Source organism: Streptomyces sp. NPDC054796 (genome assembly GCF_053611545.1).
The window spans coordinates 1-12094 of the sequence record NZ_JBSHAO010000054.1 but is presented as its reverse complement, the minus strand read 5'-3'; the positions used below and the strand labels follow the sequence as shown (position 1 = coordinate 12094).

Annotated in this window: 9 protein-coding genes and 1 pseudogene; 2 read left to right on the top strand and 8 right to left on the bottom strand. The window is 73.2% G+C overall.

Annotated elements, in window-relative coordinates; all coding sequences use genetic code 11:
• Positions 1-43: 43 nt before the first annotated feature.
• The 4 genes from ACWGJ2_RS32360 to ACWGJ2_RS32345 form a co-directional block, all read right to left on the bottom strand.
• Positions 44-580 carry a DoxX family protein gene (locus ACWGJ2_RS32360; protein WP_453349869.1) on the bottom strand — a complete coding sequence of 179 codons (537 nt, stop codon included), beginning with the start codon at positions 578-580 and terminating at the stop codon, positions 44-46.
• A 129-nt stretch (positions 581-709) separates the two neighbouring features.
• A complete protein-coding gene (locus tag ACWGJ2_RS32355) occupies positions 710-2743 on the bottom strand; it encodes an FAD/NAD(P)-binding protein (RefSeq protein WP_453349868.1) in 2034 nt (677 codons plus the stop codon).
• Positions 2744-2859: 116 nt separating this feature from the next.
• Positions 2860-4698, bottom strand: a complete 1839-nt coding sequence (locus ACWGJ2_RS32350; RefSeq protein WP_453349867.1) for an alkaline phosphatase D family protein — start codon at positions 4696-4698, stop codon at positions 2860-2862.
• Positions 4699-4836: 138 nt separating this feature from the next.
• Complete coding sequence (locus ACWGJ2_RS32345) at positions 4837-5211, bottom strand: TraR/DksA family transcriptional regulator (protein ID WP_453349866.1); 375 nt, start codon at positions 5209-5211, stop codon at positions 4837-4839.
• 134 nt (positions 5212-5345) lie between these two features.
• Here ACWGJ2_RS32345 and ACWGJ2_RS32340 point away from each other — a divergent pair, with 134 nt between their 5' ends.
• The gene (locus tag ACWGJ2_RS32340) at positions 5346-6467 is read left to right on the top strand and encodes a M24 family metallopeptidase (protein WP_453349865.1); all 1122 of its coding nucleotides are present in this window, start codon (positions 5346-5348) and stop codon (positions 6465-6467) included.
• Positions 6468-6507: 40 nt separating this feature from the next.
• Here the strand turns inward: ACWGJ2_RS32340 and ACWGJ2_RS32335 are convergent, their stop codons facing one another.
• The 4 genes from ACWGJ2_RS32335 to ACWGJ2_RS32320 all read right to left on the bottom strand — a co-directional run bounded on the left by ACWGJ2_RS32335 (position 6508) and on the right by ACWGJ2_RS32320 (position 10888).
• Positions 6508-7311 (bottom strand): hypothetical protein, encoded by an 804-nt coding sequence (locus tag ACWGJ2_RS32335; protein ID WP_453349864.1) that lies wholly within the window; start codon positions 7309-7311, stop codon positions 6508-6510.
• Between the two features lie 150 nt (positions 7312-7461).
• Entirely contained in the window at positions 7462-8106 is a 645-nt protein-coding gene (locus ACWGJ2_RS32330) for a response regulator (RefSeq protein WP_453349863.1), read from the bottom strand.
• A gap of 4 nt (positions 8107-8110) precedes the next feature.
• Entirely contained in the window at positions 8111-9496 is a 1386-nt protein-coding gene (locus tag ACWGJ2_RS32325; protein ID WP_453349862.1) for a sensor histidine kinase, read from the bottom strand.
• Positions 9497-9664: 168 nt separating this feature from the next.
• A complete protein-coding gene (locus ACWGJ2_RS32320) occupies positions 9665-10888 on the bottom strand; it encodes a Clp protease N-terminal domain-containing protein (RefSeq protein WP_453349861.1) in 1224 nt (407 codons plus the stop codon).
• Positions 10889-11881: 993 nt separating this feature from the next.
• Between ACWGJ2_RS32320 and ACWGJ2_RS32315 the strand changes: the two are divergent.
• Positions 11882-12094: pseudogene (locus tag ACWGJ2_RS32315) on the top strand (hypothetical protein); the annotation flags it as partial.

Below are 12094 nucleotides of genomic sequence, written 5' to 3'. Positions count from 1 at the left end.
CGGGTGAGGTGGGCGCCCCACCCGTCCGCACGCTGTCTGTTCGTCAGGCCGCCGCGCGCCCCGTACGGGCCGCGCGCTCCGCGCGGCCCGTACGGGAGAAGAGGCCGTCGAGGGCGAGGGCGCCGGGCCCCGTGAAGATGAGCAGGAAGAAGGCCCAGCAGAAGACGGCGGCCAGTTCACCCTGGTTCTGGATGGGCCACAGTGCCTCGGGCTGGTGGACCTTGAAGTACGCGTAGGCCATGGAACCCGAGGCGAGCAGCGCGGCGGCGCGGGTGCCGAGGCCGGTCAGGACGAGCAGGCCGCAGACGAGTTCGATGACCGCGGCGTACCAGCCTGGCCAGGTGAACTGGGGCACGGTCCCGCCCTGCGAGCCCATCGCACCGCCCATGACGCCGAAGAGCTTGGAGGCGCCGTGGCAGGCGAAGAGGCCGCCGACGACGGCACGGAACCCGGCGATGACGTACGGCTGGGCTGTCGCGCCGAACCGGGCGAGCGGGCCCGGGGCGGGGTCGGCGGATCGGGCGGAGTCGGGCGAGGAGTGCGCTGAGGCTGCTGGGGACAGCGGCGCGGATGCGGACATGGAGGTGGCTCCTTCGGTCTGGGGACGGAGAACCGAACGATGGAGAACCGAACGACGGACAACCGGGCGATGAAGAAACCGATCGATGGAGAACTGGGCGATAGGTAACCCATCGACGCAGGTTAAGGATTACCTATCAATACTTGTAAGCTCAACCACCTGTGCATGGGACACCTTCCGATGACCCAGTGACAGCAGCGCCGCGCGGGCCACGGCGTCGGTGTCCGTCAGCGTCACCGAGTTGACTCCGGGACGCGCCCCCGCCGCCGTCACCCAGTGCACCCCCTCCGTCGGCACCCCCACGGCGAACCGGTACGGATGGGCACGCCCCCGCGCGTCGACGAGCCGGTACGGGCGCCGCGTCACGTCCAGGCCGCCCGTCTCGTAGCCGTCCGCCAGGTGCGGGCGGCACGCGCCCGCGCGCAGCAGACCGGCCAGCAGCGGATCGGCGGTCCGGCGCAGGTCGGGCTCGGGCAGCCGGGCCTCGATCAGCGCCGTGGCCGCGACCCGCGAGCCGGGAACGGCGGGCGAGTGCGCCACGAAGGCCCCCGCTTCCGTCTCCCGGTCTGCCCCGGGTTCTGCCGTCGAGACCTCCATCCCCGGGCCGAGGATCCGCAGCACGCCCGCCTCGATCAGCGCCGCCATCTCCTCGATGCGGCGGCGGGGCGGGCCGATGGAGAGGAAGGCGTTGAGCGGCGTGTACCAGCGGTCGAGGTGTGCGCGGCGCGACGTGCCCGCCAGCCCGCCGTGGTCGACGATCTGGCGCAGCTCGTTGCGCAGGTCGCGCAGGACGTCGAGCGCGGCCTTCACGGGGCCGCTCACGTTGCCGAGCCGCGCCTGGGCGACATCCTCGCGCAGCGCGTCCAGCAGCCAGCGGGTGAAGTCGTCAGGGCCCGTGAAGTCGCGGCGCGCGTGCGGGTGGGAGACGGACCGCCAGTCCCAGCGCGCCGCTCCGGGAATCCCGTACTCCGTCAGCAGCGTGTCCTCCTCGGCGCTCCCGTGCGCGACGTCGAGGAAGCGCGGCCGGAAACCGGGGGCTCCGGCGGCGAGGAGCGTCTCGTAGTAGACCGTCTCGACCTCCTTCGCGGCAAGGGGCCACACCTCCGTCAGGAAGTCCGGCGGGTCGCCCGCGTCGGCGCGCTTGCGGAAGCGCTCGATCACGTCGGCCGTCAGCAGGAGGGGTGTGTGACGCCCGTGCGCGCCCTTCTCGTTGTCGCCGCGCGCGTGGTACGGGACGCCGCGCCGCGAGCCCGCGCAGAGGCGGGGTTCGTGGCCGGAGGGGAGGTAGCGGAGGCCGCCCTTGTCAGCGGGGGTGAAACGGCCGCCGCGGCCGAGGGTCAACAGAGCCATGTGGTCGAAGAAGTTGAGGCCGAGCCCGCGCAGCAGCACCGGTGCGCCGGGCGCGAGGGCGTCCAGCTCGGCGGTCAGATCGGCCGGGTTGCCGGGCGGGAGATAGGTCAGGCCGTGTGCACGGGCGTACGCGGCGAGGCGGCGCTCCCGCGCGTCCGGGGCCGTGGGGAGGTGGCCCTGCGCGAGGAGGACGGCGGAGAGGCCGGAGAGGTGTGTGCCGTCGGAGAGGTCGAGCCGCTGGGTACCGGGGGCGGGGGCTGCGGCGCCGCCCGGCGGAGCCGACGCCGCCGGTCCCGGTATCGGTCTCGGTATCGGTTCCGCTCCCGCTTCTGGTTCCGGTCTCGGCCCCGGTACCCGTTCCGGCGTAGGTGCCGTTTCCGTGAGGCGGATCGCCCGCGCCGCGTGGGTCCGTACGGTCACCGCTTCGGGGGCGGTGCGGAGTGTTTCGGCGAAGACCCACTCCAGATAGGTGCCGTAGAGGGCGCGCGTCGGGTAGTCGTCGGGGCCGAGCTGCCCCGGCGCGATCCGCGCGTACCACTCGTAGAGGCTCGGCCCCGGGCGTATCGGCCCCTCCGCCTCGACGCTGTCGTCGGTGAACAGCGTCACCTGGGACGCGACGGTGTTCATCAGCAGCTCGCCCGACTGCGCCGTACGCCACACACGGCCCGCGCCCGGCGGGTCCGGATCGATGACGTGGACGGTCAGCCGGTCGCCGGGCGCGAGGAGTTCGGGTACGGAGGCGCAGAGCCGCTCCACCAGGCTCGTTCCGCGTGGTCCTGCGCCGACGACGGCTATGGCGTGGTGCTGGGCCACGTGTTCTCTCCTGGGGCGTTTGCGACGCGCGGGGCGGTGAAGTGCGCACCATCATGCCGCTCGGCCCCTCGCCGTCACCCCTTACTCCGGAACATCCCCGTCCGGTGTGGGATTGCTCACTCGGCGAGCGAGGTGGGGGAAGGCGCTGGGGAGGCCAGGGCGCGGGTGTGCACCCGCTCCAGCCAGGAACGGGACGTGACGGGCCTGGGCGCGGGGTGCGCGGGGCCGCCCGCGCCCGTCGCCGTGCCCGCGTCCACGTCACCGGCGCGGGCCTGGTCCAGCGCCAGTTCCGCGCCCCGGCCGCTCAGCGCCAGCGTCATGAGCTGGTTGCCGAACCACGGTCCGCCCGTGCGCCGCCACTTCAGCGAGGGGCGCGGGACGCGCCCGTGCCGCGCGAACGCCCTGCCCAGGCGGCGTCCCGCACCGCTCCAGCCGAAGCGGAAACCGGCCCGCATGAAGGCGGGGATGCTGTTGTGCATCGGCGAGCAGGTGAGCTGGACCACGCGTGCGGGGGCGCTCCGTCCTGCCCCCGTCCCCGACTCCGCTTCCGTCCCCGCCCCCGGCTCCGCTTCCGGTTCCCCTTCCGCGTCCGGGAAGCGGGGCTCGGCTATGTACGCGTGGTGTACGTCGCCGGACAGCACGCACACCGTCGCGGGCGCCCCAGGGCCCGTCGCGACCTCCTTGACCAGGTCCGTCAGCTCCTCGAAGGAGCGCGGGAAGGCGGCCCAGTGCTCAAGGTCAGCGGCGCGGCGCAGCCGCTCGCCGAGCCGCGCCCAGCGCGGACCCCGCGCGCCCCCGCACAGCGCCGTGATCCACTCCTCGGCGCCGTGGATCGCGGGCGGCAGCAGCCAGGGGAGGGAGGTGCCGATGAGGAGGTGGTCGTACTCGCCGGGGCCGCCGGGTTCGCCGGAGCCGTGCGGGAGGGCCTGCTCCCGCAGCCACGCCATCTCGCGCGCGTCGATCATGGCGCGCTCCCGCTCGGGCAGGACGCGCGCGGCGCGGGTGTCCGCCATCAGCAGCCGCACCCTGCCGAAGTCACGGCGGTAGCTCCAGCGCACGTTCGCCGGATCGGCGTCGGCGTGCTCGGCGAACTTCCGCAGCGGTTCGGCGCCGTCCTCCGCGGCCCGTACGGACGCGAACAGCGGGTCCTCGGCCAGCTCGCCGGGGGAGAGGTTGCCCAGGTGCTGGTGCACCCAGTAGGAGGTGAGGCCGCCGAGGATGCGTTCGTGCCACCAGCTCGTGGCGCGGATGTCGCGCTGCCAGCTCTCGCTGGTGTTCCAGTCGTCGATCACGTCGTGGTCGTCGAAGATCATGCAACTGGGCACGGTGGACAACAGCCAGCGCACCTCGGGGTCCAGCCAGGACTCGTAGTACAGCTCGGTGTACTCCTCGTAGTCCGCGACCTGGTCCCAGGGCGGCTCGCTCAGATCGCGCCCGCGCGCCAGCTTCTCCCTGACCGCTTCTGACGTCTCGTCCGCGTAAACCTGATCGCCCAGGAGCACCAGTACGTCCGGGCGGGCGCTGCCCCCGCTCGCGATGGCCCGCTGCGCGAGCGCGTCGAGCGCGTCGGGGCCGACGGGGTCGTGCGAGCTGTCGGCGGGGCGCGCGGCCCAGCGGCACGACCCGAAGGCGAGCGTCAGCTCTGTGGTGTCGGGCGCGGGCGTACGGATGGTGCTGGGCGGGAACGCGGTGCCCCCGGCGGCGGGCGGCGGCAGGGGCCAGACCTCTTCGCCGTCGAGCAGCACGCGGTACGGGGTCTCGGTGCCCGGCTCCAGGCCGACGACCGTGACCAGCGCGTAGTGGTGTCCCGCCACGTGCCACGTGCGGGCGCTGCCGCCCGCCGTCGTGCCGTCGCAGCGCACCTCGGCCTCGCAGGGGCCCGCCGTCTCGACCCACACCGTCGCCGTGTCCTCGTCCACATACCGCAGCAGCGGTCCCAGGCGCAGCCCGACCATGGAGTCCTCCCTCTGTCGTCCCGCACCGTACGGAACGTCGGGCGCGTACGGCGAGTTTCCTGCGCGAGGAACGCGGGATGTGGGGCGGTATGTGGCGAAGCGCACGTCGCGCGGGGCGCGCTTCCCGGGGCCGGGGCGTCAGGGGCGCGCTGCGGCGCAGCGCACGCAGGTCCGCGCCGTCGGCCGCGCCTCAAGGCGTTCGGCGGGGATGGGCTCGCCGCACCCCTCGCACCGCCCGTAGTCGCCGCGCTCCAGCCTTTCGAGCGCGAGGTCCAGCGCCTCCAGCTTCTCCCGGGCCTGCCCGAGCATGGCGGCGACGTGGGCCCGCTCGAAGGCGGTGCTCGACCCCTCCGGGTCGTGCTCGTCGTCGACGGCGACCAGCGCGTTCGCCTCGACGATCGCGTCGAAGTCCCGGCTCAGCGCCGCGATCTGCGCGTACGTGCCCGCGCGTTCGGCGGCCAGCCGTTCGCGTACGGTCGCGTCGTGACGTGCGTCGCGGGACGAATCGGTCATCGGTGGGGGAACGGCGGGCGCGGGGCGCCTATTCCGCTATTCCGACGTCGCCGTTCTATTGCCTCGTGTCTCCAGCCCCGTGACGGCAGACTGACGTCGATCACGCCCTTACTGAGCCCTGGGAGCTGCCCGCCATGCCGCCGACGCCGTTCACCCTGGAGGACTTCGCGCACCGCATGCGTCGCGCGGTGGAGGCCGCGAGCCGGGAGGGGCTCGACGGGCTCGTCGTCACCCCGGGCCCCGACCTCGTGCACCTCATCGGCTACCAGCCCACCGCGGCCACCGAACGCTTCACGGGGCTGGTGCTCACCCCGGAGACCGATCCGCTGCTCGTCGTGCCCGCGCTGGAGCGGCCCGACGCGGAGGCGGCGCCCGGCGCCGCGGCGGCGCACATCACCGACTGGACCGACGGCCGCGACCCGTACGCCGCCGTCGCCCCACGGCTGCGCCCGCACGGCAGGTACGGGATCTCCGACGGCGCCTGGGCCCTGCACCTGCTGGCGCTCCAGGCGGCGGTGCCGGGCAGCGCGTTCACGGCGCTGAGCGAGTCGCTGCCCATGCTGCGCGCCGTCAAGGGCGCCGACGAACTGGAGCGGCTCGCCGCTGCGGGCGCGGCGGCGGACGAGACGTACCGCCGCATCCTCGACGTGCCCTTCGCCGGGCGCCGCGAGACGGACATCGCGGCCGACCTGGCCGCGCTGCTGCGCGAGTACGGGCACAGCCAGGTCGACTTCACCGTCGTCGGCTCGGGCCCGAACGGCGCCAGCCCGCACCACGAGGCGGGGGAGCGCGTCATGGGCGCCGGCGACATGGTGGTCCTCGACTTCGGCGGCCTCAAGGACGGCTACGGCTCGGACACCACCCGTACCGTGCACGTCGGAGAGGACGTCGCACCGGAGGCGCGGGAGGTGCACGAGGTGGTGCGCCGCGCGCAGCAGGCCGCGTTCGAGGCGGTACGGCCCGGCGTCGCCTGCCAGGAGATCGACCGCGTGGCCCGCGCGGTGATCACCGAGGCCGGGTACGGCGAGTTCTTCATCCACCGCACCGGCCACGGCATCGGCCTGACCACGCACGAACCGCCCTACATGGTGGAGGGCGAACAGCGCGAACTCGTGCCCGGCATGTGCTTCTCGATCGAGCCGGGCATCTATCTGCCGGGCCGCTTCGGCGTCCGTATCGAGGACATCGTCACCGTCACCGAGGACGGCGCCCGGCGCCTCAACAACACCCCGCACGAACTGCGCACCGTGGCCTGACCGCCAGGCGCCGCCTCGTGCTCGCGGTTGCTCGCCCGGGTCAGCGGAGCTTGGCGGCCTGCGCGTCGATGAGGGCCGTCGGCTGCTCGTACGCCTCGCCACGGGAGACCGAGGCGATGTTGAAGGAGGAGAACCCCGCGAGCGTGGTGCCCTGCCGGAGGACGACGACCTTGGTGTCGGCTGCGGTGCCGTCCTGCTTCGTCCCCACCGTCCAGGCGACGGCGTCCTCGCCGACGGACAGCTTCTCCCCGGTGACCTTGGTGACCTGCTGCTTCTCCCCGTCCGTCGTCATCACGAAGCCCCCGGCGCACTTCTCGCCCGCCTTCCGCAGCGCGGCGAGGGCCTGTTCGGCGCCGTCGGCCTCGTAGGACCAGAGGGAGGTCAGCGTCTTGGTGATGTCGAGCGAGTCGATCGTCGCCGCCTCGATCTGCTCCTCCGTCATGCCCGCCATGTCCTCCGTCGAAGGCATGCCCTTGCCGGCCGCGTCGGACTTGTGGACGGCGAGCCGCTGGACGGCCGCCGTCGGCTCGCCCGTGGGCAGGGCCGAGAGCGCCTGGGCGACGGGTTCGCACCCGGCCTTGTCGACGGAGAGGGTGTCGGCGTCGAACACGTCGTCCTTGCCCGGCTCGTCGATCTCGTGGTCCTTGACGTCGTCCTCGGTGACCACGCGCTTCTCCAGCGCGTTCGCGCTGAGGGCCTTGGCCACGGGTCTCTCGGACCCGGCGCCGCTGTCCGCCCCCTCGTCCGCACCGCCACCGCCGCTGCCGCCACAGGCGGTGAGGACAAACGCGAACGAGACCGCGGCGGCGGCCATGACGGTACGGCGAACGGCAGTGACGCGCACTGTGCTTCTCCCTGTGCTCCGTGCTCCGCGCCCAGGTGCGGTGCGCGGATCTGACGCGGGCAAGACCCGCGTGACCAGGGAGAGGTTGTAGCGGAGGCCGTCCATGTGACGGAACCGATCCCGGGCGGTAGGGGGCGAGGCGGCCGGACGTCAGTCGAGCAGACCGGCTTCCTGCGCCAGTACCGCCGCCTGGACGCGGTTGGTGCAGTCGGTGCGGGTGAGGATGTTGCTGATGTGGGCCTTGACCGTGCCGGAGCTGAGGTGGAGCTGTGCGGCGATCCCGGCGTTCGAGAGGCCGGTGCCCAGCAGCCGGAGGACGTCGCGTTCGGCCGGTGTCAGGTCCGCGATCCGACGAGCGGCGGCTTCGCTGCCATGCCCCGACCTGGCCCGGAATTCGACCAGTTGACGGGTGACCTGCGGGGCGAGGACGGGTTCTCCGGCGGCGGCGCGGCGTACGGCGTCGATGAGGTCGCGAGGCCCCGTGTCCTTGAGCAGATAGCCGTGGGCCCCGGCGCGCAGCGCTGAGGCGACGGTCTGTTCCTCGCCGAAGGCCGTCAGCATCACCACCCGGGTGCGGGACGAGTGCCGGGTGATCTCGGCGAGGGCGCTGATGCCGTCCCCGGGCATCCGGATGTCGAGGAGGGCGACGTCGACGGGGTGGGCACGGCAGGCTTCGACGGCCTCACGGGCGTCCTGCGCCTCGGCCACGACGCGGACCTCGTCGGCGTTCTCCAGGATCAGCCTGATACCGGCACGCATCAGCGCCTCGTCGTCGGCGATCAGGACTCGGATCATCGGCTCAGTCTAGAACCGCCATGATCAGCAGGGCGATGGTGCCGCCGATCGTCGGCAGCAGCACCAGCAGCGCGGCGCAGCCGCCGCCCAGGAGGCGGGGCCAGGTGAGGACATCCGTGGGCAGCGGGGGGCGGGAGCCCGTCCCGTCGAACGCGTTGGACCCGTCGAACCTGTCGGACACCGGCCTCGGCGCGGCGGCGGGCACGGGCGGCGATTCGGGCCGGACGGGTATCCGCGCGGAAAGGGCGAAGCCGCCCTCCGGACGCGGTCCGGCGTGGAGGGTGCCGCCGAGCAGGCTGATCCTCTCCTGGAGGCCGACGAGTCCGCTGCGGCTCCCGCCCCCGGGCGAACGGGGCACCGGCGGGGCGCCGTTGACGACGGAGACCACCACCGTGTCCCCTTCGTCATGGAACGTCACACGCACGGGCGCGCCGGACGCGTGCTTCAGCGCGTTGGTGAGTCCTTCGCGGGTGACACGGTGGACGGCCTGCCTGGTGCGGGCGTCCGCTTCCGTCGGCCCGGTCGCCTCCCAGCGCAGTTCGGCGTCGACCCCCGCGCTGCGGGAAGCCGCGACCAGGGCCGACAGATCCTCGCGGGTCCCCCGCTCGCCGGTGTCGTCGCCGGACTGGTGACGGAGGACGCCGAGGATGCCGCGCAGCTCCTCCATGGCCGTTCCGGCGGTGGTGTGCAGAAGTCCGGCCTGCGCAGCCAGCGGGGGCGCCTGGCGTTCGGCAGCGAGCTGGAGGGCTCCGGCGTGCACCGAGATGAGGCTGATGCGGTGGCCGAGCAGATCGTGCATCTCGGCGGCTATGCGCGCCCGTTCCTCCATGCGGGCCGCCTCGTCGGTGAGGAAGCGGGCGTGTTCGAGGTAGGCGTTGCGTTCCCGCAGCAGCCGCGTCAGCGGGCGGCGACGCGCCAGCATCAGGCCGGACAGCGCGGGCAGCAGGATGAACAGCGCGCCCAGGCCGAGGCCGCCGACCAGGTAGGGCGTCTTCGTCGGTGGCCCGGCGAGGGACTGGCCCGCGAACAGCACGAGCACGACGCCGACGCTGCTCGCCCCGACCACCGCCCAGGCACGCCGTGCGGGGACGATGCGGCGCACGGCTGACCACACGACGTACGGCACCACCGCGGCCGCCCACACGTTGTCCCCGGCGGCCACCGGCACGCAGCCCAGCACCGTGAGGGCGGGGTACATCCGCCGCGCGGGCACGAGCAGCGCCGTCCACACTCCCAGGAGGGTCGCCGTCACCGGGTGGGGCGCCGGGGTCAGTGGAACCGGCACGAGCGAGCACAGCAGGACCAGTCCGGCGAGTACGGACTCGGTGACGACCGTCCGCCGGGGCGTGCCGCGCACCGCCTCCCGGATCGCGACGGTCTCGCCGCGCACCCGCCTCCACGCCCGCTTCCAGGGGCGCGATTGCGGTTGCGGCCGCAGTCGCGGTCGCACTGCCGGGCTCATGGCTTCTTCCTCCGTGTGGCTTCGCGCGGGTGCCGTTCTGCACCGATGCTCAGGCGCTCTTGTCGTACGCGTCGGCGAACCGCCGCGACATCAGCGTCAGGCACTTCGGGCAGCGCCTCCCGGAACCCGCAGCTCCGGCTCGGCCCGCAGCCCGGCGACGTCGGCGCCCGCCTCGGTCAGCACGCGCTCGATCTCCGCCGCGGACTCCGCGTCCGTCCCGGTCTCGTCGAGCAGCGCGGCCAGCAGGTGGGTCGTGCCGACCGTCGGCGAGTCCTGAGCGGAGGCGGTGAACTCTGTGACGTGCAGGAGCCTGCGTTCGAAGTCGGCACTGCTGCCGATCTCCGGGGGCTCTCCCGCCGCGACCCCGGTGGTGGGCAGCAGCACCCGGGCGACAGCATCCTGCCGTACGCCGTACCGGCGCAGGAGTTCCGCCCCCTGGTTCGCGCCCGTCAGCTTCTCGGGCAGCTCACGCCCCGCGACCGCCAGCGCCCGGTCCAGCCCCAGGATGCCCAGCAGTATGTCGACGGGCTCCTGCTCCGGCCCCCCGCGCCGCACCGCGGCGCGTCGCGCCTCCGTGCCCACCACGCCCACGACCGCGGAGCCGAACCCGGCGCCGCCCCCGAATATCCAGGCGAAGAACTTCCGGGCCAGCGGATTGCCGCTCTTCCCGAAGGTCCCCGCCTTGCGCAGCACCAGCACCGGGCCGGGCTCGGGCGTTTCGTCGCTCCCGCGCAACGCGTCGAGCGCGGCCGTGGCAGCCGCGACGTCCAGCTTCTCCACCACCAACGCCTCGCGGGCCCGGGTGTCGGGCAGCTCGACCAGTGCGCGCGCCACATGGCGGACGCGCACGGAGATGGTGCCCTCCTCCCGCGCGGCTTCCAGCGCCTTGCGCAGACAGGCCCGCAACGCGCCGGTCATCGGGGGGAGTGCAAGGCTGCCGCGCTCGTCTTCCGCCTTCTTCCGGTTCTTCCAGCGCAGCCTCTTGGCCTCCTCGTGCAGGACCTCCCGCCAGAACGCGTCGACCTCCCGCTCGTCGTCCGGGCTTCCCGCCGTGCCGTCACCCGCGTCGTCGCTGATCCACACGGATGTCCCCCGGACCCCGATCGAACCGCCGAGGGTGCCCGCGGCCTTCATTCCGGGGGCGATCGCGGAACCCGCGGCGGAGTCGCCCGCCACGAGCGCGCTCAGCAGGCTCTCCGTACCGATGTCGTCGCGTTCCTGCTTGGTCGCCGTGCGTACGGTCTCCAGCAACAGCGTGAAGACGTCCCTCTCGAACTCGGTGGTCGCGCCGGCGCTGCGGTCGGACATGCGCTGGTCCATCGGGCCTTCCTCTCCGTGGGGGTTCTGTGGGGGTCTGGGTCTGCGGGGTTCCGTGAGGTCACCTGCCGAGAAGGACGCTAGCCCCGCGCTTCCCGGCTCCGCCTCGGCCGACCGGCCATGCTTCCGGTCCAACCGTCCAGACCCTCCCGTCCGGCCGTCCTCGCGACGGACGGCGCCCACTCCCTGCCGACGCCGCAGCCCACGGGCGCCCGCACCGAGATCAAACGCTACGAGCACGGTGGGCGCCGCCCTGTCGACTGGTTACCGTTCATCGCGGGGGCTCTCGGAATGTCCTCCGATGAGCTGACGGGCGTGTCACGGACCCGATCGACGCGGTCCTGGCCGATCTCGAAGTGGACGTGGGCATGGCGATCGACCGGCGTACCTTCCTGACCGACAGTGGCGGCCTCGCGCTCTCCGCACTGCCAGTGAGCCCCAACTCGCCCGTGCCGCCCGAGGCCGTCGACTACTTCCGCGACCGTCCGGACGGGCACTGGAGAGAGGACGCCGTGCAGGGCCCGCGGCACCGCGCCACTGTCACAGCGCAGTTCAAAGTGCTGGAACACGTGGCAGGCCGGGCCACCGGCTCGGTGCGCCGGGAGTTGTGGCAGACAGCCGCGGCTTGGTCCGGGCTGGCCACCTGGCTCTGCCAGGATGCCGGACAGATGAGTCGGGCCGTCGCCTGGAGCGTCCGCACGCTGGAACTCTCCCACCGCGCCCACGATGCCCAACTGGTCGCCCACGCACTGGCCAACCGCGCGATGCTGGACACGGACATCGGAGACGGCCCCACCACGGTGGAGATGGCCACTGCGGCCCTGGAAGGAAACGGCCTGTGCGTCAAGGTCCGCGTCCAGGCCCTCCAGCAGGCCGCGCACGGGCACGCCTTGCTCGGCGACCGCGCGGCCGTCGACCACGCCCTCGACAGCGCGCCTCCACTGATCGACCAGATGGACGACCCCTACGGCTGGGGCAACGCCCCCCCATACTCCCTTGTACCTGGAGATCCAGCGCGCCACCTGCTACACCCGCCTCGGCCTGGGAGCCGAGGCGGTGCGCTTGTGGGACCAGGTCCAAGGCTCCGAGTCCCGCCGCAACAGTGGTGTCTTCACCGCCCGGTACGCACGGTCGCTGGCCACCGCCCGGCGGCCGGAGGAGGCGGTCACCGCGCTGGAGGCGGCGATCCAGGTCGCGGCCGAGGTCGAA